This is a genomic window from Erwinia sorbitola, assembly GCF_009738185.1.
In the GTDB taxonomy this organism is placed as follows: Bacteria; Pseudomonadota; Gammaproteobacteria; order Enterobacterales; family Enterobacteriaceae; genus Erwinia; species Erwinia sorbitola.
Genome location: NZ_CP046510.1, coordinates 25,320 through 50,358, shown reverse-complemented (window position 1 = coordinate 50,358; position 25,039 = coordinate 25,320). Strand labels below are relative to the sequence as shown.

Sequence of the window (25,039 nt, the reverse complement as noted above, 5' to 3'; positions counted from 1 at the left end):
TTGTCATATGCCGCACAGCAGGGAATATTACTGCCTGAATCCCTGAATCCCTGAATCCCTGAATCCCTGAATCCCTGAATCCCTGAATCCCTGAATCCCTGAATCCCTGAATCCCTGAATCCTGAGATTATAGGATTCAGGGTTTTCATTGAGAGCAGTTACGGCATGTTAAGGTTGGAAGGGCACAACATTGAGGACAATATTACGAGGTCGGGAGGACGTAAAGTTGCCGGTATTGCCCCGCGTCAGATAACGAGAAGCAATATCCGGCAGGCTTTATAAGCGTATTTATTCGCACAGCTCATTCCAGTAACTGAAGCGAATTGCGTGTTGGATGGGCTGATTCACAGAGCTCTCCTTTTGATGGAACTCCAGGACGTTACCATTGATGCATTAAGCAGACGAACGACATATTCTGCTTAACATTGTCGCCGGCCGGGATTAACCGGTACCGGATATTTACCGGGGAAAAGCAGCCAGCAGGGCATCAATGGCGTAACGCAGACGCAGTGGCATGGCCGTCGTTTTAAGCCAGACGGCATAGACAGGCAGGCCACTGCTGCGGCTTTCTGGTAAAACTTCGATCAGTTGCCCGTTGGCCAGTTCGTCATTCACCAGCCAGCGTGGCAGCTGGGCAATGCCAATACCTGCTATACACGCAGCATACACGGCGCTCATGGTGCTCAGGCGCAGCCGGTCAGCAGGCTGCCAGTAAATCAGTTCATTCTGCTGATTTTTGAGAAGCCATGCCTGCGAGCGCCCCTGTTGAAGAAGAGTCAGATGTGGGAAGCCGGTCAGATCGTCGAGTCGGGAAATAGCAGGAAAGCTATCCAGCAGGACAGGGGCGGCGCACAGCAGCAGTGGCTGAGTACCCAGATGACGGGCTGTAAGATCAGCATGGTGTCCCGGATCGCCGATGCGGATAGCCAGATCCACGCCTTCGGCTGCAAGGTCGATACGTTTAGTGGAGAACTGGACATCGAGTGAAAGTTCTTGCCAGCGCTGCGCCAGTGGCATCAGCACCGGCAACACCCATTTTTCACCAAACAGGGGAGGGGCACTGACCCTCAGTCGCCCGGACGGCTCACGGGCGTGCAGCGCAAGACGATTTTCTGCGGCATCCAGGCTGGCCAGAATTTGCAGACAGTCCTCGTAAAAGCGCTGGCCCTCACTCGTAAGTGAAAGTGAACGCGTGGTTCGCTGAAACAGTTTGACCTGCAAACGCGATTCAAGGCGCGCAACAGCTTTCCCTACCGTTGAACGTGACAGCCCCAGCTGTTCAGCCGCCAGGCTGAATCCGCCGGCCTGGGCGGCCTGCACGAAAGCGCGAATAGTGTTGAGTCTGTCACTGTTGATCATCCTGCAATCCTGGTGGCGATATTAATTCGTCATTATGGCGAATTAATCGCGTAATTGAAGATAATAAATCGTGTCAGGCTGAAGAGATTATTATTTTTAGGTGTCTTCCGTTATGACAAACCCTTCACAGTTATTTCGCTTGCAGTCCGGTATCTGCCTTAGCAGTTTCCTGGGATGCATTGATTTCACCATTGTTAACACGGCGCTGCCAGCGTTACAGCGGCAGTATGCCGCCGGGGTTGATGCAGTACAGTGGACGATGACGCTGTTTGTGATGGCGCTCTGCTGTTGCATGGTGCTTACCGCCCGTCTTGGTGAGTATTTCGGACAGCGGCAGATGTTGTATGCTGGCATGATCGGGTTTGCGCTGGCCTCGTTAGGGGCCGGACTCTCCCCGGGGCTGGCGCTGCTTAACCTTTGTCGTCTGCTACAGGGGGCTGGCTGTGCAGTACTGTATACCGCCACAGCAGCTATCCTGGTGGAAGCGATGCCTGCGTCACGCAGGGGCAGGGCGCTTGGGCTGCTGTTTGCTGCAAACGGTGCAGGCCTGGCCCTTGGGCCGGTGGCGGGAGGGCTGATGGTGAGCCAGTTCGGCTGGCGCTCGATTTTTCTGCTGAATGTGCCGCTTATTCTGCTCAGTTTTATGCTTTGCCGGGGCAATATCCCAGACTCTACGACAAGTCGTCATCTTCGCCTGGATTATCGCGGCTGGCTGCTGATGGTCAGCGGACTGGTTCCGTTATTACTCTGGGCAAGCTATGGTACACGCTGGGGCTGGCTGAGTTTGTCATCGCTGATGCTGCTGGGAAGCGCTGTTTTGCTCCTGCTGGTTTTTGTGCGCGTGGAACGAGGAACGGAGCAGCCGCTGATCGATTTCAATCTGCTGCGTGAGCAGAGGTTCCGGCGGGCCTGTGGATTATCCATGCTGCTGGCTATTTTCTACTGTGTGGCATTTATGCTGATGCCGTTCCGTCTGGTTGAGATGTATTCGTTAAGTGATGCACAGCTGGGTCTTATGCTGCTGCCGGTAACGCTGGTGATGGCGCTGATTTCCCCTCTGGCAGGAAGGCTTGGCGATCGACACGGTCCATGGCCGGTTATGACTGCGGGATTTATCCTGCTGACTGCCTCGGCAGTACTGCAAAGCACCTTCAGCAGTACTCTTTCTGTTTATTTCGTGATGACAGCATATGTGCTGATGGGGATGGGATGGGGGGCGATCCTCGGTTCTTCTGTTGCGGCTGCGCTGGGTGCTCTGCCCCCGTCACTGCATAGTCAGGGGATAGGGATCTCCTGGACGCTGCATAATCTGGGCGGCGCGCTGGGGCTGGCTGTTGCGGTGCGTATTTTTCAGGCTGGCGGAACGGATAATGGCTATCAGTGGGTGATGTGGTTACTGAGCGTGTTGTCAGCGCTTGGTGTGATTATCGCTGCCTGTTCCGTTCGCAGCGCCAGCGGTGCATCTGCCGGCGCTGGCTGATGATTAGCCCGTAACGGTTTTTGCGGCAAAACGCTTACGCAGTTTTTGCAGTTTGGGTGGGATCACCGCCAGACAGTAACGGTTCTCCTGACCTTCGCCCGCCCAGTAGTCCTGGTGATAATCTTCTGCCGGATACCAGGTGGCATTCGCTTCAATAGTGGTCACTACCGGGTCATTATGCTCGCTCTGAGCGCGGGCGATAGCTGCCCGTGCTTCCGCTTCCTGGCTGGCATTGGCCGGGAAAATAGCTGAACGGTACTGCGTGCCGATATCATTACCCTGCCGGTTCAGCTGAGTGGGATCGTGGGTGGCGAAGCTGATATCCAGCAGGTCACCATAGCTGATTTTTTCCGGATCAAAAGCAATGCGGATTGCTTCTGCATGCCCGGTATCACCGTTACACACCTGCTTATAAGTCGGGTTCTCAGTATGGCCGCCGATATAGCCGCTTTCCAGTGACTCCACGCCGTTAATCTGTTTAAAAACTGCTTCGGTACACCAGAAGCAGCCTCCGGCGAGGGTTGCGTATTCTGTCGCCATTTGTCACTCCTCAGGGATATTCCTGCTGTTTGGCTGTTGATGTGAGAATAACCTTAGCGTGTTGTTGCACAAGGTCAATGCGTTTTTAGCCCGCGCCGTTCAGTCGCTGATATTTTGACAGGGTGTCGAGCGTCCCCCTGCAAATAGCTTCACCTGTCTGGCGATCGAACTCGTCCGGTGCATCTCTGAGCGCGATGCTCAGACTTTCCGGCGTGCGGATAATCACCTCATCAATCCACTGATGTGCCAGCTGCTGACTGATACCCTGGTGGCGGGCATGGGTCATCCAGTGACGTGGCAGAATGCTCTGCCAGCGATAATGTTTGCCCGATTTTCCGCGTACTGACATCGCCATCTGAATTTTTTGCGGCTGAATATCACCCTGACCAAAATAGGGATAGGTTGACATCACATCGTACAGCGGCGTCAGGCTGTAGCCCTGTGGCAGATGATGGAGGCTGAAGTTTTTGGCATGCCCATCAATGGCCGCCAGCAGCCAGAAAACAAACTGTGTTTTAAAGAAGATCTCCAGATCCTTTTCCGGATCGAGCGCATAGCGCAGTACGCCAGCAATCGCTCTGGCATCCGGGCCTCCGTGTGACTCATACTTGCTGCCGCTGGCTTTCCCCAGCGCCTGGCAGAAATCTTCCTGCGGCAGCCGGTAAATGCGTTCTCCGATAATGCGCCGGTCGAAACGTTTAACAATCAGTACTTTTTGTGCACCAAAACGGGCAATCTCTGCCTCTGCAGCTGGCAGGCCCAGCGCGGTCAGATAACGCAGGCAGAACCACTCATTATCCACACTTGATGAGAGATCAAGAGGGTCACCACGGCGAGGAGAGATCGGCGGCTTGAAAATATGGGTGGTCGGTGTGCGGCCAAGGGGTTTTTGCCAGCGTTGCTGCCACCATGTCAGCGCGGTTTTCTCCTGGGCTCCGGCAAGGGAGAGGCGGAATGGATCTCCGGCACGCATACCGAGAATATTATGCAGCCGGGTATCATTAATCAGCTGTTCAATCTCGCTTTCTTCGAGTGGCTGCGTTGCCATCGCTGCTGAGGTTGAGGGCTCGCTATTGCTTTGCAGCGTCAGCGCGCCCACGCAGTCACGTCCAAGTACTGTCAGCAGGTCAAAGGGTTTACTGCTGGCAGCACCCAGGCGATCGACGATGGCCTGCCGGATGGTGTCGTTGTCTGGCAGCAGGTTTTCAAACCAGGCATCGACCACATCACCGCTGCGGATCTCATCGGTTAGCGGAAGGCTGACTGAGAGTGCACGCCCCCGGGGCGAGGCCAGCCAGCGATGGTCGTAACGAAAAGACTGTTTGCCATTGTGCCGACTCAGCTCGCCCACCGGTTCATCATTCATAAAGCAGTACAGTCGGCGGATAGCCATTACCATCCTCCTTCGTCAGCGCCGCTGTTATGCTGGGGTAACGGGCTGATATCCAGTTGCAGATGCAGAGCGGCACAGGCGCGAAGAAGTGTCTCAATATGACAGATGCCGGTTTTTTCCAGCCGGGAAATTGCGGATTGAGTCGTGCCGCATATGACCGCAAGCTGCTGCTGGTTGAGATCGCGTGCTTTGCGCGCACTGCGGATCACGGCGCTTACGTCGATTGGTGTACGTACTTTCATTTTATTTATCGCAGTAGAGAGATATTTTCAAATTATAGCGGTAGTGCGATAAAACGCAATTATCGCATCACTGCGATAAACTATCTGCCTGAGCGCATGCGGTGTAATAACATCCCGCCAAAAACTAGCTTAACAAACCAGCCCCGACGTTTACTGACAGCCCCAGAATCGCCAGATTAAACACAAATGAGATCACTGACTGGAGCAGGGCAATCTGGCGCATATAGGTAGAACCGGTTGCCACATCGGCAGTCTGTGCAGCAACGGCGATGGTGAAGGAGAAATAAAGAAAGTCCCAGTATCCTGGTTCGTCAGGTTTTTCCGGGAAGATCATCGGTGTGACCTCTTTCGTCTGGTGCAGGTAGTGGTGGTGAGCGTAGTGCATGGCAAACGAGGTGGGAAGCAGTGCCCACGAAGCAATTAATGTGGTGGCCGTCAGCAGCAGATGCAGGACGCGCGGTGCACCACTGAGCTCCTTCAGTGAGGTCAGTTCCATCAGAATAGCCAGAATGCTGACCAGACAGCCAATAGTTACCAGGCTCAGTACCAGTGTGGCACTTTCATCCTGAGTTCTGGCGATATGCGGAATATCTTTCGCTGCTGTGCGAAGCATCCGGAACCATAGAAAAAACAGATAAAAATAGGCCAGTACGTTCCAGCCTGTCAGCAGACGTTGCAGCAGACCAAACTGTGCAGGCAGAGCAAGAAAACACGCCACGCCGGCGGCGATGGAAATCAGCAGACGGCTGCGTGCAAGCAGATGATGGTGGAGAGAGAGACTCATGGTGACAGATGCTAATAGAAAAGAAGAGTAGGTTAACTGTAGACGTTGCCGAAACAAAAAAATGTCGTGATCCGGTAGAAATTGTTTCAACACGTTTGGCAAAGATAGTAAATGACGCTATGTCCGCATTCAGGGGGACTCTCTACAGGATCGCCTTCATATCTCTGATATTCCATTTGCTTATAAGGCATGTCATTTCGGTTGTTTCCAATGAATCCTCGCCTGATTAATATCATTTGGCAATTAGTGCTACCAATAATGCATGAAAAATAATCAGTTTAATTAATCAGCGTTTTTCGCTGATACGACGGCAGAAAACAGGCATCAGATGATAGTTTTACGCAATGTTTCTAAAATATTTAACGCCAAATCAGGCCCGGTGACCGCCGTTGATAATGTCAGCCTGCTGGTAGAGCAGGGGCAGATTTACGGCATTATTGGCTATAGCGGGGCCGGTAAAAGTACCCTGATCCGTCTGCTGAACGGGCTGGAAAAACCAACCTCAGGCAGCGTGATTATCTCAGGACAGGACATTGCCCAGGCTAGCGGCGAAGCGCTGCGCCAGGCACGGCTGAAAATCAGTATGGTTTTCCAGCATTTCAATCTGCTGTGGTCGCGCACCGTCAGTGAAAATATTGCCTTCTCCCTGCAAATTGCCGGTGCGCCGAAAGCCGTGATTCAGCGCCGGGTGCAGGAGCTGATCGCGCTGGTCGGTCTGAACGGCAAAGAGAATGTTTATCCTGCGCAACTGAGCGGCGGACAGAAACAGCGTGTCGGGATTGCACGCGCCCTGGCGAACAGCCCGGATGTGCTGCTGTGTGACGAAGCAACGTCGGCGCTCGATCCACAAACCACCGATGCCATTCTCGATCTGCTGCTGGACATTAATCGCCAGCTTAAGCTCACCATCGTACTGATCACTCACGAAATGCATGTGGTACGCAAAATCTGTCACCACGTGGCGGTGATGGAAGAGGGTAAAATTGTTGAAGAAGGCGAGGTTCTGTCGGTATTCACCCATCCGCAGCAGCCGATCACCCGCATGTTTGTAAAGCAGACCTCGGAATACACCAGCGCGGAGACGCCGTTCAACCCGCAACTGATTAATGCTGACGATGGCGTGGTGCTGAAGCTGACGTTTGTCGGCAAAAATACCCAGCAGCCGATCGTTGGCGAGCTTACGCTCAAGTACGCGTTAACCTTCAATATCCTGCATGGAAAAATGACCCAGACAGCCAACGGCACCTTTGGTGAACTGTGGTTGCAGGTGCCTGCCACCCCCGATCAGCTGTCGAATATTCTCGACGATTTACACGCGCACGCGATTAGCACTGAGGTAGTTACCCATGTTTGAGAACCTGTTCCCGCATCTGAAACTGGAGCAACTCTGGGCCGCCACCGGTGAAACGCTGTATATGACCGCGCTTTCCGGCGTGGCGACATTTGTCCTCGGAATCGTCCTGGGGCTGGCGCTGTTCCTGACCGCCCGCGGCGGATTGTTCCAGAACCGCGCTATTTACTCGGTGATATCTGTCCTGGTAAACGTGTTCCGCTCGATTCCGTTCATCATTTTAATCGTCCTCCTGATCCCGTTTACCAAAACGCTGATCGGTACCATTCTTGGCGCTGATGCGGCCCTGCCTGCGTTGATCGTTGGTGCTGCACCATTCTATGCACGGCTGGTAGAGATTGGCCTGCGTGAAGTTGATAAAGGTGTGATTGAAGCCTCGCGATCAATGGGGGCGCGTCTCAGCACCCTGATTTTCCGTGTGCTGCTACCAGAGTCGTCTCCTGCCCTGGTGTCAGGGATCACGGTAACCCTGATTGCGCTGGTGAGTTATAGCGCAATGGCCGGAGTGATTGGCGCGGGTGGTCTGGGGAATCTGGCGTATCTGGAAGGTTTTCAACGTAACCACGGCGATGTCACGCTGGTGGCGACGGTAATGATTCTGGTGATTGTTTTTATCATCCAGTTTTTAGGTGATGTGCTTACGACACGGCTCGACAAACGTTAACTCTTTAGGAAAAACAAAATGAAAAAAACACTGACGCTGCTGGCTGCGGCAACCCTGGGTGCGCTGAGTCTGAGTGCATGGGCTGATACCCTGACCGTTGGCGCATCGAACGTGCCTCACGCAGAAATTCTTGAGCAGGCGAAACCAATTCTGGCAAAACAGGGCATCGACCTGGAAATCAAACCATTCCAGGATTACATTCTGCCGAACACTGCGCTGGCGAGCCGCGATATTGATGCCAACTACTTCCAGCACATTCCTTACCTTAACAGCGTGCTGAAAGATCACGCCGGAGATAAAACCTACGATTTCGTCAGCGCCGGTGCTATTCATATCGAGCCTATCGGTATTTATTCAAAAAAATATAAGTCGCTGAAAGATCTGCCGCAGAATGGCAAAGTGATCATGCGTGATGCGGTAGCTGAAGAGGGCCGTATTCTCTCTATCTTCGAGAAAGAAGGCGTGATTAAACTAAAGCCAGGCGTCAGCAAAGTTGATGCGCGTATCAGCGATATCGTGGAGAATCCGAAACACCTGAAATTCCTTGCCAATGTTGAAGGCGCACTGCTGCCGCAGATGTACAACAATGACGAAGGTGATGCTGTGGTGATCAACGCTAACTACGCGATCGATGCTGGTCTTGACCCGGTGAAAGGCCCGATTGCTGTGGAAAGTGGTGAGAATAACCCGTACGCGAATATCATTACCGTACATCGTGGTGATGAGAACAAACCGGATGTTAAAGCGCTGGTGACCGTACTGCATTCAAAAGCAATTCAGGACTGGATCCGTACTAAATATAAGGGTGCGGTGATCCCGGTAAACAACTGATTCTGCATAAGGCCGGGTAACCGGCCTTTTCCTCTCTTCCGCGTCTGTACTTAACTTATCAGCAGCCCAGCCTGCTTAATACCGGCCACTGTAGCATCAGCGTATCAATCAGTGTGTCCAGTTCTGCACGCGTCGCGCCCTCACGTGCGCGAACCGACATACCCTGCAACAGGCAACAAAGATAGGCTGCCAGCGCACTGACGCTGGTGTTTGCATCCAGCTCTCCTGCGGCCTGCCGCGCCTGCAAAAACGTCAGTAAATGTTGTTCCTGATTGCTGTGACGGTTGCGCAGCATCTCTGCCACCTCTGTAGAATCTGCTGACAGGGTGCTGGAAGTACAGATAAAGAAGCAGCCGCCAGGTTTTTTGCCGTCAGTAAAGCAGGCTGCCGTCGAGCGGAAATAGTTTTCCACACCGCTGGCCACGCAGCTTTCCGGGCATATCAGTGCGGCCTCACTCTGACGGGCGAACTTTTCTGTATAGCGATCAACAGCCGCGCGAAACATCCCTTCTTTATTGGTAAATTCCGCGTAGAGCGTCGGAGCTTTTGCTCCGGTAGCTTCAACCAGATCGGCCAGAGAAGTTCCCTCATAGCCATGTCGCCAGAATAACTCCAACGCTTTATCCAGCGCCGATTCCCGGTCAAAGGTTTTTGGCCGTCCCCGGCCTTTACGGATGCCTGCGTCCTGCTCAGTATTCATCTTTCCTCACTTGCGCAATACCGCCCGGTCATTAAATTATCAATCAGTATAAAAACATTAAACCCGACTGTCGAGCGGCGTTTTCATGCCATGTGATCCTGCCGCACGAAGAAAATAACATAACTATATTTGAAATGAATTCAATGTGTTAATTAATAAATTATCGATCATTAATAAAATATTGTTGACGTGGATCACTAACAGGCCTAACATTTACCTATCGATCGTTAATTAATAACGACGCAACGCAAAATTACTGAATTCAACTGAGAGTAAAATCATGAAAACTATCAAAATGACCCTGGCTGCCATCGCACTGACTTCCGTTTCTTTCGCCGGTTTTGCTGCCGAACTGGTAAATGCAGAACCTGTTCAGCAACAGCAGGTAGGTGTGATTTCTGCCAGCGGAGCCTCAAATCTATCTTCACTGGAATCTCAGCTGTCGGCAAAAGCCGATCAGGCGGGAGCTAAATCGTTCCGCATCACCTCAGCTGTTGGTGATAATAAACTGCACGGCACCGCGGTGATTTACCAGTAATAGCGATGATGAAAGATAAGCATCAAGGGGGAGTTATGACATTCACAAAATCAGCCCTTGTTGCCGTCATCCTGAGCACGATCTCTGGTGCCAGCCTGGCAGCACTTCCCGAAGGGCATTCAAATGCAGTGGCGCCGGCAGTGGCAACCACCTATGTGACCGGCAGTACAACGCTGGTATCACTGGATGTCCAGTTATCGGGAACGCCTGTCACCCCTGCGGTCAGACCGATATCGGTAGCCCGGGCTTCAGGTGCTAACAGTCTGTATGGCACCACGATCAGCTATCATTAAGAGATGATTACGAAAACCGCCGGTTATCCGGCGGTTTTTTTATGCGTCAAATGCGCTGGTCAAATGCCTGAAAAATTACTCTGAAGTGATATAGCGCATGCTGGCTTTATCAAAGTGATAGCCGACGGTGATATCGGCCTGCTGGCTGTAGCAGTTAAGCCAGATCGTTTTACCGGCCTGATCGCTCTCAATATTCTGATAAATGGCCGTCATATAAAAGCCGAACTGGCACTGATGCAGCTGTGGATCCAGCGTCTGATCGCTATTACCGGTTTTTTTATTAATCACGCTGATGCTGTTGATGGCGATGCCGTCAGCAGTGGTCTGGTAGTGGCCGATAAAACTGTGGGTAGCGGTTTGCCCCCAGAAGGGGATATCGACGCGTTTTCCGGTAATTTTTCCCTCTGCGGTATTATCCAGTGAGGCCGTCTGTTTTAGCGCAACCTCATAGCGTTTATCCCCCTGCTGCCAGTGGCCGCGCAGTTTGTCGCCTTGTCGTGTCAGGCTGAACGGGCAGATATGCGTATCAACTTTACCCTTGCTTCCCTGAATCAGCGCACTGTCATACTCCGCAGGTGTATTAACTTCGCACAGTTCAAACGAATCGGCACTGCGCTTGCCATATAACGGAATGGGCGCACGATATTTATCGTAATAGTAACTCCCTTTGATATTTAACCCGCTGCCATAGCTGTCGTACTCCTGTAAGGAGATATGAACCGGCCATTTGCCGAGTGTACCTTCGTAGTTATCCACCACGTACCACCCGGCATGTGCGGTGCAGGAGAGCAGAAGTGCAGCGACTGCCAGACTGTTTTTCATCTTCATTGTTATCTTTACTGCCCTGTAGTATCAGAGGTTATGACTGAACTTTCATCAGCAACGCGTTCCTGAAGCATCCGCGTCATGGCCTGTAAATTAGTGGAGTGAGTGCCTTTGCGCCAGACCAGCCAGATGGCAATCAGTCCCCGCCCTTCACTGAGCGGGTATGAGCGTACGCTGTCTCTGCCAGGCATATTTGCCAGCATGCTGGCAGGTATCAGCGCAAGTCCGGCCCCGGCACTGACACAGGCGAGAATACCGTGATAGGATTCCATTTCAAAAATCTTCCCGGGAGCGGCATTTTCTCTTGAGAACCAGTTTTCGAAATGCCGGCGGTAGGAGCAGTTAGCGCGGAACGCATAGATGGTTGATCCGGATATACTGGCGGCGTCGGGCACAGGTGGATGATTGAGCGCAGCGATCAGAACCAGCTCTTCAGAAAACACCGGCACACCCTCCAGCTGCGGATGCTTTGGCGGCCCGTCCACAAAGGCGGCGCTGTACTGCCCTGCCAGCACGCCGTCGATCATATCGCCGGACGGCCCGGTGGTGAGATCAAGCTCGACCTGTGGCCAGGTCTGATGATAGCGCGCTATCAACGGCGGCAGCCTTACGGCAGCAGTGCTCTCAATCGCTCCCAGCGTAAAAATCCCGCTGGGATGCTGGCCGGAAACGCTCTCTCTGGCTTCTCCGGTCAGCGCCAGGATTCGCCGGGTATAGTCGAGGAAAGTTTTGCCGCTGTCGGTAATATGCAGGCGCAGCTTCTCGCGCCGGAACAGCTCACAGCCGAGTTCTTCTTCCAGCTGTTTCAGGCGAGTGGAGATATTTGATGGCACCCGATGTAATTTGTCAGCGGCTGCGGTGACGCTGCCTTCCTCCGCGATGGCACGGAAAATTTCCAGCTGGGCTAATTCCATATCATTCTCTTTTTGAGCTAATAATTTTCTTTATTATTCATTTTAAAAGAATCATCCACAAGCCTATGATGGTTACATATTGCGCTGCACGGCATTATGCGTGGCGCCCGAATTCACTGTTTTTGATAAGGCGAACATAATGACGAACCTCTCTTCTGCACAAGCCATTTCACGTAATCCGGCCACGGGCGAAATCGTTGCCCGCTATCCTTTTGCCAGCAGTACTGATGTCCTTACATCGCTGGCGCTGACCGATGCTGCATTCCAGAGCTGGCGTCACAGCGCGATGGATGAACGGGTAAAACTGCTACAGAACATCGCCGAAGGCCTGCGCCAGCACGCACAGGCACTGGCTGAGATGATGACAAGCGAAATGGGCAAGCCTGTTGATCAGGGGCTTGCTGAAGTGGAAAAAAGTGCAAAGCTGTGCGAGTGGTATGCAGAACACGGCCCGGCATTCCTGCAGCGTGAACCAACGCTGGTAGAGGGCGACAAAGCCTTTGTTGACTATCTGCCACTGGGCCCGGTGCTGTCGGTAATGCCGTGGAACTTCCCGGTATGGCAGGTGCTGCGCGGTGCAGTACCGATCATACTGGCGGGTAACAGCTATCTGTTAAAACCGGCTCCAAACGTGATTGGCTGTGCGCTGTTGTTACAGGATATCCTGACCGCAGCTGGCGTACCACAGGGGCTGTTTGCGGTGGTGAATGCTGATAATGACGGCGTAGCTCAGGCAATTAACGATCGCCGTATCGCTGCCGTTACTGTCACTGGCAGCGTTCGTGCCGGGGCGGCCATTGCAGCACTTGCCGGAGCGGCCATCAAAAAATGTGTGCTGGAGCTGGGAGGTTCAGATGCCTTTATTGTGCTGGCCGATGCGGATATCGATGCGGCAGTGAAGGGTGCTATCGCCGGGCGTTTTATGAATAATGGCCAGCTCTGCATCTCGGCAAAGCGTATTATTGTTGATGCTGCCGTGTTTGAGCAGTTCAGTGAAAAGTTTGTCAGCGCTGTTAAAGCAATGAAAATTGGCGATCCGCGTGATTCCGGTACCTGGATCGGTCCGATGGCACGCTACGATCTGCGTGACGAGCTGGATGCCCAGGTGCAGGCGACCCTGAAAGAGGGGGCAACGCTGCTGCTCGGAGGTCATCCTCTGCCGGGAGAAGGAAACTGGTACGCGCCGACGGTGCTCAGTGATGTTAAACCGGGTATGACCAGTTTTACACAGGAACTGTTTGGCCCGGTAGCATCGCTGATTGTGGCGGATGATGCAGCTCATGCCATCGCGATGGCCAATGACTCTGAGTTCGGTCTGGGGGGCAGCCTGTGGAGTCGTGATGTGGTCACGGCGCAAAAACTGGCATCGCAGATTGAAACCGGCGGTGTATTTATCAACTCACCGAGTTTCTCCGATCCTCGCGTGCCGATCGGCGGCGTGAAAAAAAGTGGTTTTGGCCGCGAGCTGTCACACTTTGGCCTGCGTGAGTTTACCAACGCACAGACGGTGTGGATTGAGTCCTGATTGTCTCAGTTCGTTGGAAAGTGGCGACTGAGCCAGTGTTCCAGCACCTCGGGTGCCAGAGGACGTGAATAATAGAAACCCTGGATTTCGTCGCAGCCTAAACGCTGCAATGAAGCCAGGGTTTGCAAATCTTCCACTCCTTCCGCCAGCACCACATAATGCAGCTCCTTCAGCATGGTGATCACATGCCGGGCAATGACTTCACTGGCCGGGTCGTGGGAAAGCTGCTGGATAAGTGATCGATCCAGCTTAATCACATCTACCGGAATACGGCACAGCGTATTGATATTGCTGTAGCCTGAGCCGAAATCATCCAGCGCAATACGAAAACCGCGCAGCTTCAGTTTATCCAGCCCGCACCGTGCATCAGGATTTTCCAGCACCTGCTCGGTTTCCAGACATTCAATGGAGAGATCGTCGGTATTCAGCCCGGCCTGAAGCATTTTTGCTTCGAGTTTATCGGCAAAATCGGCTCGGGAAAAATCACTGACGCACAGATTAACCGAAGCGGGCAGGTTCAGACCTTTACTACGCCACTGCCGCAGCTGTGCCAGGGTGTGGTCAATTACCCAGTCTGTCAGCTCCTCCATCAGGCTGGTCTGTGCTACCAGCGGTATAAATTCATCCGGGGGAATATTGCCGAAAAGTGGATGATCCCAACGTAGTAATGCTTCCAGCCCGACGGGTTTACCGTGCAGCAGGGAAATTTGCGGTTGATAAACCAGATACAGCCCCGGCGTTCCGCGTATCGCAGCTGCCAGATCGTGAAGCAGGCGAAAATTCTGACTTTTACGGCCATCACTTTCGGCATTGTAGGCCATATAGTTCTGCTTCAGCGTTATCGCTTCATGCAGGGCGCTGACTGCACGGCGTAAAACTTCAGATACCTGTGATTCTGCCGGAACAAAGTTCACTTCGCCGAGGTGCGGTCTGGCATCAATCGAAATATTGTCGAAAATCTGCGCGCGTATTCCGCCCAGGCGCTTGCTGAGTTCACGGGCGCTGGCATTGTCATGCGTGCCACTCAGCAGTGCGAAACGTCCGAGCGCCACGGTATACAGTACATCATCCGCCTCCAGCCGCAGTCGCGTGCGTAAAATCGAGGCCAGCTCCCTCAGCAGATTTTCTACCGCATTCATCCCTACCGAGCGTGCAATTTCATAGGCACGAGGCATATCAATACAGTCGATCAGCGTCAGGTTATGCGGCTCCTGATTTCCGGCCTGCTGCAGCAGCTCAATGTCTTTTAACAGGCGCTGGCGATTCGGTAGCCGTGTCACAACATCCTGATAGCCGGTGATATACCAGGCATCGAGATAACCGATTACCAGGCCGGCTAACAGCTCAAGCAGGGCGGCTTTATCATGAGAAAAATCATGGGGTGTGACGTCGGTTACGCACAGCGTACCAATAAGAATTCCATCGCGATTACGCAACGGCGCGCCTGCATAAAAGCGTATAAATGGTTCACCCAGAGTCAGTGGATGCTGGCTGAAGCGCGGATCGAGATGCGTGTCGTTACACACCAACACATCATCCAGCTCCAGCGTATGGCGGCAGAAAGCATGCTGAAATGAGGTTCTTTTCAGGTCAAAATTGCAGGCGGCCTTAATGTACTGATTTTCATCATCCACTACAGAGACGAAGCTGCCGGGTATTCCGAGCAGCTCGCTGGCCAACTGAGTAAACTTTTTCAGAATTTCATCGCGGGCTGCATCCCCGGATTTCAGCATCTCAAGGGCGGCCAGGCGTTTGGCATCGTCGCTACAAAAAGTCCCGCTCATATTCAGTTTCGCATTCCATGTTTAATGGCCGTGAAGCGGGGCCAGACTAGGATCGGTATCGGCGGCGGTCAGCCAAACTTTATTAATTACCTGACGGAAGTGTCTAAACAATAGAACAAATGTGACAGGGATAGGGTTATCAAAGGAGAGGTGGAGCCGGCGGGCGAACTTTACCCATGACATTATTATAAAATTTATACCAGTTGATTTTTTATACAGAAATGTAATCTTCTTAGGATTATTCCTAAGGAGTCGGTTTTTATGTTTAAGACAGCACAGCTATGCCTGCTATCAGCTTTACTCATGCCTCTCTCTTTTAGCAATATAGCCACAGCAAAAGGAACGGCGTCCGATGCACAGGTAAAACAGGCCATTATTGATGAATCAATAGCGGCATATCCCGGAACCTGTGCATGCCCCTTTAACGTTGCCAGGAATGGCAGTTCCTGCGGTCGTCGCAGTGCATGGAGTAAAGCGGGCGGGTATTCACCGATCTGCTACAAAAAAGAAGTCACGGAGGAAATGGTGAAAGAGTGGCGGGATGCTCACTCAACCAATAATTGATTGGTTCTTCAAAAGACAAGAGCTACGGTCATCGTTGTTGCCGTTGGCAGACATGATGAAATTTACCAGGACTCCCATAAGCAGGCTGGCCAGTTCGTTAACGGAGATGGTCAGGAGTGTCACTCCCACACTGCGATGTCATTTTAACAATAATTATTAAGTATTAGCGTTAAATCATATGGTTATAAGGCATGGCATAAATAACGCCTCATAACTTGCTGCCGTGGAGTATACCGGCGTAGTAGTGGGATGCAGTCTCTGACACAACAACACTACCAGTGACCAATAAGGCGGTTTTATTTTCTGAACAGGAGGGGGATTATTATGTCCCGGCAGATACCAAAGAATTATATACACACCCGTTCCACCCCATTCTGGGATAAAAATACGGTACCAAAGGCTTTGCTCACTCATCACAACACTAAAAAAGGTGTTTATGCCAGGCTCTGTGTGATGCAGGGTGCAGTAAAATATTATGGTTTTGCCAGCGCCGATGAGGCTGAACCTGAGATCGAAATCATCATTCAGGCAGGTCATTTTGGTATCAGCCCACCAGAATACTGGCATCATATTAGACTGCTGACGGATGACACTTTTTTTAATATCGATTTTTTTGCACAGCCAGACCAGCCTCTTGATGGTGCAGGTATTGGCCAGGTTGTAAACACTTCCCGCGCTGAGAAACAGACTGCATAAAATCGACCGGCCCGCCTTTTTCAGGCGGGTTTTTTGTAACGACTGTTTCGTTCACCAAAATTTACACGCTGGAAGAATTTGCATCAGGCAAAGTCTGGCCTGCTGTTAAGCGGGAGAACCCCTGCTATTTTGAATCAAAATGGCTCATTAAGCCTGAATCGATGTTTACAGATGAAAGTGAAGGATTATTATCGGCGATTGAATATATAGGGAGAAAATAAATGGATGCCGTATTACTTGATATGATGCGCTCTGGAGGAAGAAATAAATCATGGGCCGAAAAAATGGTTAATCTCGAGGCGAGGAAGCTACTTAACACAGCTAATATGCTGTCTGCTTTCCACCTCCAGGATGGCCTGACTCGCATGAAATTTGTGCAAGAAATAAAAGAGGTAATTGAAAGGCAGTTCGCCGCCGCCCTGCAAGCAGAATCTGATGAAGAGTGCATGGCGTGTATCAAAATTCTCAGAGCAGAAACAGACAATCTTGAAGAACAGGGCCGAATGTTACGCACAAAAGCGGCGAAGCTTTATGCCAAAGTGGACTTCGTTCGGAAAAATAATAAAATTGTCGGATATGTGATTTCTGCCGTAAATGTAGTGCTTTCCGGCGCTGAGATAGCCTTGGGAGTAACACTTCTGGCCAGTGCTAATCCATTGGGTGTGTTGGCAGGAGCAGTGCTCGTTACGGATGGGTTGAATGGGTTAAGTAAAGAGTTTAGCCACCATGTACTCCATGATTCGATATCTGAAGGTTTTGCAGCTAATGCTACAATGTCTATTGCAGAATTTATGGGGTTCAGCTCAAGTAGTGGGTTGGGAGTGTATAATTCTATTTCACTTGTCGCTAATGCTTACAGTATCCTGGGGTTAGTAAAAAAACCGGGTACATGGAGATTATTTCGCTATATCCCAATAAATTATTACAGAAAAGTAAGTGTTTTAAGTCGTCCTAAGTTAACGATGAAAATCGTTGGGTATGGGGTTAAGGCTAAGGTTATTTTTGATCTCATGACATTCACTGATCGCCCTCAGTCCTAGAAACGTATTTTTTATACCGCCAGGCTTTATATGCGAGTCTGGCGGGTGTCAGATACCATATAAATGGCAAACCTACAATTAGCGAAAAAGCCAAAGATAGTGTGTTATTTGGGGTCGTAAAAAACGATGACATAATTAAAATCATGAGAGCGACAATCGTAACCCACTTAGATATATTAAACCGTTTTGCTAAGTCTTTAATTACTTCATCAAGAGTTCCCCCATAGTTTTCTACATTATGTTTAACCTTCTGAATGTCAGCATGAGTGAAACCGGACTCCATGAGTGCTCTTTCGCTTACTTTCATAGATTTTTTTCCTTAAAAAATTACAAATATATATATTAAGTAAGTTTATGCGAAATCAGGGGGTAACTCGCTTTTTTATAGAGTTTAAAGTCCAACAGTTATCCCAGCGCTGAGGTCAGCCTGAAGTGGCCTAAGATAAGCCAGCCGTCGGTGTGTATCTGACCTCATCCAGTAGTAATCCGTTACCCTCTAAACGCTGACCTGCTGCATCCCGCAGGCGGTCAGCTGATTACTCTTTACTCTGCCAATTGCCCCACGGACTGTCCACCGGATCTGCCGGCACATCATCTAGTGATGCGATATACAGCTCTTCCACTGCTTTGCGTGCCCACGGGGTGCGGCGCAGGAATTTCAGGCTGGATTTAATGCTCGGGTCGCTCTTGAAACAGTTAATATTGATGTGTTTTGCCAGCTCCTCCCAGCCATAACGCGCGTGCAGCGCGGTGACCAGGGCTTCGAGCGTAATGCCATGTAACGGATCTTTAGGAGCGTGAGAGGTCATGGTGATTCCGGTTGCCGTCAGAGAATTGCGCACAAGATACTGAGCGTGATGGGCAGATGCAACGAGAAAACATCAGGCTGCCTGCCATCTCGTTAGCGGTTAGCCGCGATAATTGCCAGTTGAGTAAACCCGCGCTGCTCCAGCACCATCGCTGCCTTCGCCGCGCGGATGCCGCTGGCACAGACCAGCACGATGCGGCGGTCAGCAGGTGGCTGCCAGTCGTATATCTCTTCAGGCTGCACCCGATGGACGCGATCAGCGATGCTCTCAGGTGCCTCCTGCTGACTACGCAACTCTACAATGCAGTCATTACTGACCAGCAGATGGCGATCGATAAACGGTACTGAGGGCCGATCGGGTTCATCTGCGCCATCAAAACGGAACTGGCGGAAATGCCACCGGGTGAAATCGCAATTTATCAGGCAACCCAGCGGTGAGGGGGTGAAACCGAGCAGGATACTGAGTGCCATCTGGGCCTGTAAGGCGCCAAGCGTCGCCACCGCCGGACCCATCACCCCAGCGCTATTACAGTTAGCCGCACTGGCCGGCAGCTGTGGAAAAACAGCGCGATAGCCGGGAGCACTGCCGCAGAATCCGCCCACATAGCCCTGTCGTCCCAGTACGGAAGCGCTGACCAGCGGAATGCGGCGCGGCAGGCAGGCGTCGGAAAGCGAATAAGTCACGGCGAAATTGTCGGCAGCATCAATGGCGAGGTCAATGCCGTTGAGCGCCTCAGCCATCATGCTGGCACCCAGTGCCTGCGGTTGTGTATCGACCTTACAGTCCGGATTACGTGCATTCAGTGCCTGGCGGGCACAGTCAACTTTTAACTCCCCGGTATGCTCCATGCCATACAATGTCTGCCGGTGCAGGTTATGCTCCTCCACCCGATCTCCATCATATATCCGCAAATAACCTACCCCGGCACCGGCCAGCAGTGGCAGCAATGCCGATCCCAGCCCGCCCGCGCCAACTACCAGCACGCGGGCATTCAGCAGCACCCGCTGCCCGGCGTCGCCGATTTCCGGTAGCATTGATTGTCGTTGATAGCGGCTCACAGATTATGACTCCTGAAAGGGAAACTGGGCCATGCCAAAAATTGGCGTGGAGGCGCTCGCCATATCACGGCGTTCTACCAGGCCTGCATGACAGGCATCGTGACCAGCTCGGATTGCGGCAGAAAAAGCCCCGGCCATGCGCACCGGATCCTGCGCTTTCGCCACCGCGGTATTCAGCAGGATAGCGTCAAAGCCCATTTCCATTGCCTGTGCGGCCTGACTGGGGGCGCCGATACCGGCATCAATAATCAGCGGTATGCCTTTAAACCAGGCGCGCATTGAACGCAGCCCTTCGATATTTCTCAGCCCCTGGCCGGAGCCTATCGGTGCACCCCACGGCATCAGCAGTTCGCATCCAGCTTCAATCAGTTTCTCACCAAGGATCAGATCTTCTGTGGTGTAGGGAAACACCTGGAAACCGTCGGCGCAGAGAATGCGGGCCGCCTCCACCAGAGCGAAAGGATCGGGTTGCAATGTGTCAGCGTGGCCAATCACTTCAAGTTTTATCCAGCGGGTATTAAACAATTCACGTGCCATATGTGCGGTAGTCACCGCCTCTTTTACGCTATGGCAGCCAGCGGTATTGGGCAGTATCCGTCTGTTCAGGCCGGTGAGCAGCTCACGGAAGGCAGCGCCGTGGCGGCCCTCTCGCCGCAGACTGACGGTGATAATCTCGCTACCGGAAACCTCAATGGCCTGTTGCAAGATCTCCGGCGAAGGATATCCGGCGGTGCCGAGCAGAAAACGAGACTGCGGAATGAAATCGTAAAACATGTTTTATCCTCCCTGCATCGGTGAGAGCACTTCAAGTTCACAGCCAGCGGTCAGTGCCTGGCTCTCATAGCGTGCGCGCGGCACAAACTGGCCGTTGAGGGCGCTGGCTACGCAGCTGGCATCAATCTGCTGTTCGCGCAGGAGTTCCGCCAGTGTATGAGCGGTGGTATCAATCGGGAGGCCGTTAAGCTGAATTTTCATATCAGTTTTTCCTGCATCAGTTGCTGCATCAGTTTTTCCGCCATTACCGGAGCAAGGAGGAAGCCGTGGCGATACATACCGTTGAGAGACCAGACGCCGTTGTGACAGCGTATGGCGGGGATATTATTGCGGTAGGCCGGGCGTCGGCCGGTGCCACTTTCCACTATCCGCGCCTCTGCCAGAGCCGGATGGATAGCCCAGGCGGCGCTTAACAACTCCATCATGGCGCGTGCGCTAATCGGGCTGTCATCGTCGCTTTCCACCATGGTTGCGCCCAGCATCAGGTGTCCGGCTGCACGGGGTACCAGGTAACAGGGAAAACGGGGATGGAGGATGCGCACTGGCCGGGAGAGCTGAACCTCCTCACTGTGCAGGATCAGCATTTCGCCGCGAACCGCGCGCAGTTCTGGCTGGTCGGCGGCGGCGTGGATCCCCCGGCAGTCAATAATGGTGCCGCCGGGCTGACCCTGATGGAAGCAGACCCCGGCAAGTTGCAGCCCCTTACGCAGCTGTTGCAGCGCACTGCGCGGATCAAGGTGAGCTTCGCCGGCAAAGAACAGCCCACGGGAAAAACGTCCTTCCAGCGCCGGTTCCAGCGTGGCGGGATCTACCCACTGATGAGCGCGCGTCATACGCGAAAAACGGGTGAGTTCGGGGGTGTCACGGGCGGAGGCCACTACCAGGGTGCCGCGATGCTCCACACCGTTAATCCGTGCAGACCACCATGGTGCGGAGCGCTGGCCCAGCTCGATCACTTCTTCCGGGGCGCTCTCCCCTTCACACCATGGAGCCAGCATACCGCCAGCCCAGTGTGATGCCGCACAGTGCTGCTCTGCGGTGATCACCTCTACGGATTCACCGCGTTCAGCAAGTGATGTGGCAACACAAAGCCCGGCGACGCCGTCGCCCAGTACCGACCAGCGGCTCATGTTGGGTGGTTTCCGCAAGACAGAAAAAGTGGAGTTAATAATGTCACGTTAGCCTCTCAAAACATGCTGAGACCCGTGATACAGAGAAGGAAAAAGGCGGGAACTGCTGAAGCCGTGCCCCTTGCGGCAGGTATCCAGAAAGGCCGTACAGGTACGCCATCAGGATACGAGTCTTCCTACGCCAGTATCAACTGGGTCAGGTTCTAAGGGTCGCTAAACCGCGAATAATCGCTCATTAGCCTCTCAGTCTCTCTGGCGAGACTCCCCTGACGGGAACCAGTTTTATTTGACCTGCTGGCTGTCGTCAAGTGGTACAGGATGTTAACGGGGAAAAAGAAGGCAGAATGAGACGCAGAAGTTTTTTTAATTGAATGCTCAATCAATAAAAACTATCATTATTTGTGCTGTTTACACAAAATTTACTTTTGGAGGGTGATCTGGATCATAAACATTAAAGATTAATCAGTGATTTACACTTATACCCATCCTGATGGTTCTCCCAGTGTAATTAGCGGATATACGGCGGATTTTACCCAGTATGCGCTAATGCGCGCTTCGCAGAGCGGACTTCAGGTTTTTTCCTTGAGCATTTTTTGCGGAGAGATTATGCCGACAACTGAAATACCAGGAAAGCCTCAAAAAGATCGTATTAATCCCGTGGTTTTCTACACCTCAGCAGCGCTTATCCTGCTGTTTTCCCTGACCACCATTCTGTTCACAGATTTTTCCGATCGCTGGATCAATCTTACCCTCGACTGGGTTTCTAACACCTTCGGCTGGTATTATCTGCTGGCAGCCACGCTGTACATCGTCTTCGTACTTTTTATGGCCTGCTCACGTTTTGGCTCAATCAAACTTGGCCCCGAACAGTCGAAACCAGAGTTCAGCCTGATGAGTTGGGCGGCAATGCTGTTTGCAGCGGGTATCGGTATCGATCTGATGTTCTTCTCAGTAGCCGAACCTGTGACCCAGTATATGATGCCGCCGGAAGGCCAGGGGCAGACAATGGAAGCTGCACGTCAGGCGATGGTCTGGACGCTGTTCCACTACGGTCTGACCGGCTGGTCAATGTATGCCCTGATGGGCATCGCCCTCGGTTATTTCAGCTACCGTTACGGCCTGCCGCTCACCATCCGCTCGGCGCTCTACCCTATTTTCGGTAAACGTATTAACGGCCCAATCGGCCATACGGTGGATATCGCCGCAGTACTGGGTACCATCTTTGGGATTGCCACTACGCTGGGCATTGGTGTGGTGCAGCTTAACTACGGGCTGAAGGTGCTGTTTGATGTGCCGGAAGGGCTGACTGCCCAGGCCGGACTGATCGTGCTGTCGGTGATAATGGCCACTATTTCAGTCACCTCCGGGGTGAATAAAGGTATCCGGTTCCTGTCGGAGCTCAACGTGTTGCTGGCCTTTGGTCTGATCCTGTTTGTGCTGTTTGTCGGCGATACCAGCTTCCTGCTAAATGCGCTGGTGCTGAACGTCGGGGATTATATCAACCGCTTTATGGGCATGACGCTGAACAGCTTTGCCTTCGATCGCCCGACCGAGTGGATGAATAACTGGACGCTGTTCTTCTGGGCGTGGTGGGTAGCATGGTCACCGTTTGTCGGCCTGTTCCTGGCCCGTATCTCTCGTGGGCGTACTATCCGTCAGTTCGTGGTGGGCACCCTGACCATTCCGTTTATCTTCACCCTGCTGTGGCTGTCGATCTTCGGTAACAGCGCACTGTATGAGATCATTCACGGCAATATGGCGTTTGCACAGGAGACAATGGCGCATCCGGAGCGCGGTTTCTACAGCCTGCTGGCGCAGTATCCTGGCTTCACCTTCAGCGCATCTGTTGCCACCATTACCGGCCTGCTGTTTTATGTCACTTCAGCTGATTCCGGTTCGCTGGTGCTGGGTAACTTTACCTCACGTCTGGCTGACATTAATAACGATGCGCCAAACTGGCTGCGTATTTTCTGGTCGGTGACCATTGGTGTGCTGACGCTGGGGATGCTGATGGTTAATGGCGTGACGGCATTGCAGAAAACCACGGTGATAATGGGGCTGCCGTTCAGCTTTGTGATCTTCTTTGTGATGGCCGGGTTGTATAAATCCCTGCGCGTGGAAGATCACCGCCGTGCCAGTGCGACGGTGAATACGCCGCCGGTGCCGGTATCTCGTGAGGATCGTCTGAACTGGAAGCAGCGTATCTCCCGCGTGATGAACTATCCGGGCACAACTCACACCCGTAAAATGCTGGATGAAGTCTGTCGTCCTGCAATGGAAGAGGTTGGACGTGAGCTGGAACGTCGCGGTGCGAAGGTGCAGATCAATGAACTTCCTGCGGTGGAGGATGAGCGCCTGAACCATCTGGAATTGCTGGTGGATATGGCCGATGAACAGAGTTTCCTCTACCAGATCTGGCCGCAGCGTTACTCCGTTCCGGCATTTACCTATCGGGCACGCAGCGGTAAGTCTGACTATTTCCGCCTGGAGACTTTCCTGCTGGAAGGAACTCAGGGGAACGATCTGATGGACTATACGAAAGAGCAGATCATCAATGATATCCTTGACCAGTATGAGCGTCACCTGACTTTCCTGCATATTCACCGGGAAGCTCCGGGTAATTCCATGCCCTTCCCTGAGGCATAATGCCTGCAAAAACCAGACTTCGGTCTGGTTTTTTTGCAGCAACCGAAGTGACGCTCTTTATTCAGACTTGTTGTAGCACTCTCCTGACATTAGATGCCGTTATTTTCACATATCACCGCCATAATGCCTTTCAGGCGAAACGTTTTGCTCCAGCCACACAGAGAATAATTGCCGCTGCACATACCACCATGGCAGGGGCAATGGATTCATGAAGGAGCAGCGCACTGAGCAGCAGACCAAAAAAAGGCTGCAACAGCTGGAGCTGCCCAACTCCGGCAATACCACCCAGCGCCAGGCCGCGATACCAGAATATAAACCCGATCAGCATACTGAACAGGGAAACATAGCCGAGGCTGAACCAGGCAGCGGGGCTGATCCCATGCCAGGTCAGCGGTAAATTAAGCAGACCTGTTACTGCCATTGCTGGCAGCGACAGCAGCAGTGCCCAGCTGATCACCTGCCAGCCCCCGAGCCGCCGCGACAGGCCTGCGCCTTCAGCGTATCCCAGCCCGCACAGTAGAATAGCGGCAATCATCAGCAGATCGCCCCTTAAGGAACCGGCTTCCCCTGATGAAATGGCAAAGCCCGCAACAATAGCAGCACCGAGCAGCGAGAACAGCCAGAATGCCGGACGAGGTCGTTCACCACCGCGCAGTACACCAAAGATGGCGGTCGAAAGCGGCAGCAGGCCGATAAAAACCAGTGAATGGGCGGAGGTCATTTCACGCAGCGCCAGCGCCGTCAGCAGCGGGAAGCCCACGACCACACCGGCCGCAACAATAAGCAGTGACAGTACGTCGTTGTGTGCAGGGCGTTGCTGCCGAAGAGTAACCAGTAATCCCACGGCCAGCAGTGCGGCGATCACAGCACGGGCACTGGTGAGAAATAAAGGTGAAAAATCACTAATTGCCACCCGTGTGGCGGGGAGCGAACCGCTGAAAATAACCACTCCTGAAAGCCCGCTCCACCAACCTGCTGCTGCTCGTGCCATATGTCCTCTGCTGAAAAATAAAAAGTAATATCCTGCTGATAGTAGAGGCCAAAACCCAGGGTTCGAAGATACAATACAGTACAATTTTGCTGTTCTGTATGGCTGACA

27 protein-coding genes and 1 riboswitch are annotated in these 25,039 nt (G+C 52.6%); of the genes, 11 read left to right on the top strand and 16 right to left on the bottom strand.

Translation table 11 applies throughout. The annotated features are described in order from the left end of the window. Positions 1-459: 459 nt before the first annotated feature. Positions 460-1,359 carry a LysR family transcriptional regulator gene (locus tag GN242_RS21600; RefSeq protein WP_154754570.1) on the bottom strand — a complete coding sequence of 300 codons (900 nt, stop codon included), beginning with the start codon at positions 1,357-1,359 and terminating at the stop codon, positions 460-462. A 112-nt stretch (positions 1,360-1,471) separates the two neighbouring features. On the opposite strand from GN242_RS21600, the gene GN242_RS21595 reads away from it, so the two are divergent. After that, the gene (locus tag GN242_RS21595; RefSeq protein WP_154754569.1) at positions 1,472-2,839 is read left to right on the top strand and encodes an MFS transporter; all 1,368 of its coding nucleotides are present in this window, start codon (positions 1,472-1,474) and stop codon (positions 2,837-2,839) included. Between the two features lie 3 nt (positions 2,840-2,842). Here GN242_RS21595 and msrA read toward each other — a convergent pair whose 3' ends face one another. From msrA to GN242_RS21575, 4 genes are all read right to left on the bottom strand, one after another. Continuing rightward, positions 2,843-3,379, bottom strand: coding sequence for a peptide-methionine (S)-S-oxide reductase MsrA (msrA, locus tag GN242_RS21590; protein ID WP_156288434.1), 537 nt, complete (start codon positions 3,377-3,379; stop codon positions 2,843-2,845). A gap of 85 nt (positions 3,380-3,464) precedes the next feature. Then, entirely contained in the window at positions 3,465-4,772 is a 1,308-nt protein-coding gene (locus GN242_RS21585) for a type II toxin-antitoxin system HipA family toxin (RefSeq protein WP_197094808.1), read from the bottom strand. Further along, positions 4,772-5,014 (bottom strand): helix-turn-helix domain-containing protein, encoded by a 243-nt coding sequence (locus GN242_RS21580; RefSeq protein WP_154754566.1) that lies wholly within the window; start codon positions 5,012-5,014, stop codon positions 4,772-4,774. The genes GN242_RS21585 and GN242_RS21580 overlap by 1 nt, the downstream gene beginning before the upstream one ends. Positions 5,015-5,138: 124 nt before the next feature. After that, positions 5,139-5,798: a DUF1345 domain-containing protein gene (locus GN242_RS21575; protein WP_156288430.1), complete on the bottom strand. Its 660-nt coding sequence runs from the start codon at positions 5,796-5,798 to the stop codon at positions 5,139-5,141. Positions 5,799-6,126: 328 nt separating this feature from the next. Between GN242_RS21575 and GN242_RS21570 the strand changes: the two genes are divergently transcribed. The 3 genes from GN242_RS21570 to GN242_RS21560 are packed head-to-tail and all read left to right on the top strand — an operon-like array spanning position 6,127 to position 8,644. Then, positions 6,127-7,152 (top strand): methionine ABC transporter ATP-binding protein, encoded by a 1,026-nt coding sequence (locus tag GN242_RS21570; RefSeq protein ID WP_156288428.1) that lies wholly within the window; start codon positions 6,127-6,129, stop codon positions 7,150-7,152. Continuing rightward, a complete protein-coding gene (locus tag GN242_RS21565) occupies positions 7,145-7,813 on the top strand; it encodes a methionine ABC transporter permease (protein WP_154754563.1) in 669 nt (222 codons plus the stop codon). The genes GN242_RS21570 and GN242_RS21565 overlap by 8 nt, the downstream gene beginning before the upstream one ends. 18 nt (positions 7,814-7,831) lie before the next feature. After that, a complete protein-coding gene (locus tag GN242_RS21560; RefSeq protein WP_154754562.1) occupies positions 7,832-8,644 on the top strand; it encodes a MetQ/NlpA family ABC transporter substrate-binding protein in 813 nt (270 codons plus the stop codon). 58 nt (positions 8,645-8,702) lie between these two features. Here GN242_RS21560 and GN242_RS21555 read toward each other — a convergent pair whose 3' ends face one another. Next, positions 8,703-9,344 (bottom strand): TetR/AcrR family transcriptional regulator, encoded by a 642-nt coding sequence (locus GN242_RS21555; RefSeq protein WP_154754561.1) that lies wholly within the window; start codon positions 9,342-9,344, stop codon positions 8,703-8,705. A gap of 280 nt (positions 9,345-9,624) precedes the next feature. Here GN242_RS21555 and bhsA point away from each other — a divergent pair, with 280 nt between their 5' ends. Next, a complete protein-coding gene (bhsA, locus tag GN242_RS21550; protein ID WP_154754560.1) occupies positions 9,625-9,882 on the top strand; it encodes a multiple stress resistance protein BhsA in 258 nt (85 codons plus the stop codon). 35 nt (positions 9,883-9,917) lie between these two features. After that, entirely contained in the window at positions 9,918-10,175 is a 258-nt protein-coding gene (locus tag GN242_RS21545; protein ID WP_154754559.1) for a hypothetical protein, read from the top strand. Positions 10,176-10,250: 75 nt separating this feature from the next. On the opposite strand, the gene GN242_RS21540 is transcribed toward GN242_RS21545, so the two are convergent. After that, positions 10,251-11,003 carry a hypothetical protein gene (locus GN242_RS21540; protein WP_231617179.1) on the bottom strand — a complete coding sequence of 251 codons (753 nt, stop codon included), beginning with the start codon at positions 11,001-11,003 and terminating at the stop codon, positions 10,251-10,253. An 8-nt stretch (positions 11,004-11,011) separates the two neighbouring features. Further along, positions 11,012-11,914 (bottom strand): putrescine utilization regulator PtrR, encoded by a 903-nt coding sequence (gene ptrR / locus GN242_RS21535; RefSeq protein WP_154754558.1) that lies wholly within the window; start codon positions 11,912-11,914, stop codon positions 11,012-11,014. A 139-nt stretch (positions 11,915-12,053) separates the two neighbouring features. On the opposite strand from ptrR, the gene GN242_RS21530 reads away from it, so the two are divergent. Further along, entirely contained in the window at positions 12,054-13,439 is a 1,386-nt protein-coding gene (locus GN242_RS21530) for an aldehyde dehydrogenase family protein (protein WP_154754557.1), read from the top strand. Positions 13,440-13,444: 5 nt separating this feature from the next. Here GN242_RS21530 and GN242_RS21525 read toward each other — a convergent pair whose 3' ends face one another. Further along, on the bottom strand, positions 13,445-15,223 hold the full coding sequence (locus tag GN242_RS21525; protein WP_154754556.1) for a sensor domain-containing diguanylate cyclase: 1,779 nt from the start codon (positions 15,221-15,223) through the stop codon (positions 13,445-13,447). A 261-nt stretch (positions 15,224-15,484) separates the two neighbouring features. Between GN242_RS21525 and GN242_RS21520 the strand changes: the two genes are divergently transcribed. From GN242_RS21520 to GN242_RS21510, 3 genes are all read left to right on the top strand, one after another. Further along, a complete protein-coding gene (locus GN242_RS21520) occupies positions 15,485-15,787 on the top strand; it encodes a hypothetical protein (protein WP_374189557.1) in 303 nt (100 codons plus the stop codon). A 324-nt stretch (positions 15,788-16,111) separates the two neighbouring features. Then, positions 16,112-16,483 (top strand): TehB family protein, encoded by a 372-nt coding sequence (locus tag GN242_RS21515; protein WP_156288426.1) that lies wholly within the window; start codon positions 16,112-16,114, stop codon positions 16,481-16,483. Positions 16,484-16,704: 221 nt separating this feature from the next. Beyond that, on the top strand, positions 16,705-17,523 hold the full coding sequence (locus GN242_RS21510; protein WP_156288424.1) for a DUF4225 domain-containing protein: 819 nt from the start codon (positions 16,705-16,707) through the stop codon (positions 17,521-17,523). Here the strand turns inward: GN242_RS21510 and GN242_RS21505 are convergent. The 6 genes from GN242_RS21505 to GN242_RS21480 all read right to left on the bottom strand — a co-directional run bounded on the left by GN242_RS21505 (position 17,501) and on the right by GN242_RS21480 (position 21,294). Further along, on the bottom strand, positions 17,501-17,830 hold the full coding sequence (locus GN242_RS21505) for a hypothetical protein (protein ID WP_156288422.1): 330 nt from the start codon (positions 17,828-17,830) through the stop codon (positions 17,501-17,503). The two genes, GN242_RS21510 and GN242_RS21505, sit on opposite strands and share 23 nt — an antisense overlap. A gap of 229 nt (positions 17,831-18,059) precedes the next feature. Then, the gene (locus tag GN242_RS21500; RefSeq protein WP_154754552.1) at positions 18,060-18,332 is read right to left on the bottom strand and encodes a VF530 family protein; all 273 of its coding nucleotides are present in this window, start codon (positions 18,330-18,332) and stop codon (positions 18,060-18,062) included. A 92-nt stretch (positions 18,333-18,424) separates the two neighbouring features. Further along, on the bottom strand, positions 18,425-19,390 hold the full coding sequence (locus GN242_RS21495; RefSeq protein WP_156288420.1) for a HesA/MoeB/ThiF family protein: 966 nt from the start codon (positions 19,388-19,390) through the stop codon (positions 18,425-18,427). A 3-nt stretch (positions 19,391-19,393) separates the two neighbouring features. Further along, the gene (locus GN242_RS21490; RefSeq protein ID WP_154754551.1) at positions 19,394-20,164 is read right to left on the bottom strand and encodes a thiazole synthase; all 771 of its coding nucleotides are present in this window, start codon (positions 20,162-20,164) and stop codon (positions 19,394-19,396) included. Positions 20,165-20,167: 3 nt separating this feature from the next. Then, entirely contained in the window at positions 20,168-20,365 is a 198-nt protein-coding gene (gene thiS, locus GN242_RS21485; RefSeq protein ID WP_156288419.1) for a sulfur carrier protein ThiS, read from the bottom strand. Then, on the bottom strand, positions 20,362-21,294 hold the full coding sequence (locus GN242_RS21480) for an FAD-dependent oxidoreductase (RefSeq protein WP_156288417.1): 933 nt from the start codon (positions 21,292-21,294) through the stop codon (positions 20,362-20,364). Before GN242_RS21480 ends, thiS begins: the two co-directional genes overlap by 4 nt. A gap of 156 nt (positions 21,295-21,450) precedes the next feature. Continuing rightward, positions 21,451-21,572, bottom strand: a riboswitch (TPP riboswitch). 328 nt (positions 21,573-21,900) lie between these two features. Here GN242_RS21480 and GN242_RS21475 point away from each other — a divergent pair. Further along, a complete protein-coding gene (locus GN242_RS21475; protein WP_156288415.1) occupies positions 21,901-23,940 on the top strand; it encodes a choline transporter in 2,040 nt (679 codons plus the stop codon). 130 nt (positions 23,941-24,070) lie between these two features. Here the strand turns inward: GN242_RS21475 and GN242_RS21470 are convergent, their stop codons facing one another. Next, on the bottom strand, positions 24,071-24,931 hold the full coding sequence (locus tag GN242_RS21470) for a DMT family transporter (protein ID WP_154754547.1): 861 nt from the start codon (positions 24,929-24,931) through the stop codon (positions 24,071-24,073). Positions 24,932-25,039: the final 108 nt, after the last annotated feature.

Excerpts from the sequence above, each read along its gene's own strand:
- GN242_RS21480 (WP_156288417.1), bottom strand. The coding sequence starts at position 21,294 with ATGAGCCGCTGGTCGGTACTGGGCGACGGCGTCGCCGGGCTTTGTGTT.
- GN242_RS21530 (WP_154754557.1), top strand. The coding sequence starts at position 12,054 with ATGACGAACCTCTCTTCTGCACAAGCCATTTCACGTAATCCGGCCACG.
- GN242_RS21510 (WP_156288424.1), top strand. The coding sequence starts at position 16,705 with ATGGATGCCGTATTACTTGATATGATGCGCTCTGGAGGAAGAAATAAA.
- ptrR (WP_154754558.1), bottom strand. The coding sequence starts at position 11,914 with ATGGAATTAGCCCAGCTGGAAATTTTCCGTGCCATCGCGGAGGAAGGC.
- GN242_RS21490 (WP_154754551.1), bottom strand. The coding sequence starts at position 20,164 with ATGTTTTACGATTTCATTCCGCAGTCTCGTTTTCTGCTCGGCACCGCC.
- GN242_RS21540 (WP_231617179.1), bottom strand. The coding sequence starts at position 11,003 with ATGAAGATGAAAAACAGTCTGGCAGTCGCTGCACTTCTGCTCTCCTGC.
- GN242_RS21585 (WP_197094808.1), bottom strand. The coding sequence starts at position 4,772 with ATGGCTATCCGCCGACTGTACTGCTTTATGAATGATGAACCGGTGGGC.
- GN242_RS21545 (WP_154754559.1), top strand. The coding sequence starts at position 9,918 with ATGACATTCACAAAATCAGCCCTTGTTGCCGTCATCCTGAGCACGATC.
- GN242_RS21575 (WP_156288430.1), bottom strand. The coding sequence starts at position 5,798 with ATGAGTCTCTCTCTCCACCATCATCTGCTTGCACGCAGCCGTCTGCTG.
- GN242_RS21505 (WP_156288422.1), bottom strand. The coding sequence starts at position 17,830 with ATGAAAGTAAGCGAAAGAGCACTCATGGAGTCCGGTTTCACTCATGCT.
- GN242_RS21560 (WP_154754562.1), top strand. The coding sequence starts at position 7,832 with ATGAAAAAAACACTGACGCTGCTGGCTGCGGCAACCCTGGGTGCGCTG.
- bhsA (WP_154754560.1), top strand. The coding sequence starts at position 9,625 with ATGAAAACTATCAAAATGACCCTGGCTGCCATCGCACTGACTTCCGTT.
- GN242_RS21570 (WP_156288428.1), top strand. The coding sequence starts at position 6,127 with ATGATAGTTTTACGCAATGTTTCTAAAATATTTAACGCCAAATCAGGC.
- GN242_RS21475 (WP_156288415.1), top strand. The coding sequence starts at position 21,901 with ATGCCGACAACTGAAATACCAGGAAAGCCTCAAAAAGATCGTATTAAT.
- thiS (WP_156288419.1), bottom strand. The coding sequence starts at position 20,365 with ATGAAAATTCAGCTTAACGGCCTCCCGATTGATACCACCGCTCATACA.
- GN242_RS21500 (WP_154754552.1), bottom strand. The coding sequence starts at position 18,332 with ATGACCTCTCACGCTCCTAAAGATCCGTTACATGGCATTACGCTCGAA.
- GN242_RS21580 (WP_154754566.1), bottom strand. The coding sequence starts at position 5,014 with ATGAAAGTACGTACACCAATCGACGTAAGCGCCGTGATCCGCAGTGCG.
- GN242_RS21565 (WP_154754563.1), top strand. The coding sequence starts at position 7,145 with ATGTTTGAGAACCTGTTCCCGCATCTGAAACTGGAGCAACTCTGGGCC.
- GN242_RS21600 (WP_154754570.1), bottom strand. The coding sequence starts at position 1,359 with ATGATCAACAGTGACAGACTCAACACTATTCGCGCTTTCGTGCAGGCC.
- GN242_RS21515 (WP_156288426.1), top strand. The coding sequence starts at position 16,112 with ATGTCCCGGCAGATACCAAAGAATTATATACACACCCGTTCCACCCCA.
- GN242_RS21520 (WP_374189557.1), top strand. The coding sequence starts at position 15,485 with ATGTTTAAGACAGCACAGCTATGCCTGCTATCAGCTTTACTCATGCCT.
- msrA (WP_156288434.1), bottom strand. The coding sequence starts at position 3,379 with ATGGCGACAGAATACGCAACCCTCGCCGGAGGCTGCTTCTGGTGTACC.
- GN242_RS21525 (WP_154754556.1), bottom strand. The coding sequence starts at position 15,223 with ATGAGCGGGACTTTTTGTAGCGACGATGCCAAACGCCTGGCCGCCCTT.
- GN242_RS21470 (WP_154754547.1), bottom strand. The coding sequence starts at position 24,931 with ATGGCACGAGCAGCAGCAGGTTGGTGGAGCGGGCTTTCAGGAGTGGTT.
- GN242_RS21595 (WP_154754569.1), top strand. The coding sequence starts at position 1,472 with ATGACAAACCCTTCACAGTTATTTCGCTTGCAGTCCGGTATCTGCCTT.
- GN242_RS21555 (WP_154754561.1), bottom strand. The coding sequence starts at position 9,344 with ATGAATACTGAGCAGGACGCAGGCATCCGTAAAGGCCGGGGACGGCCA.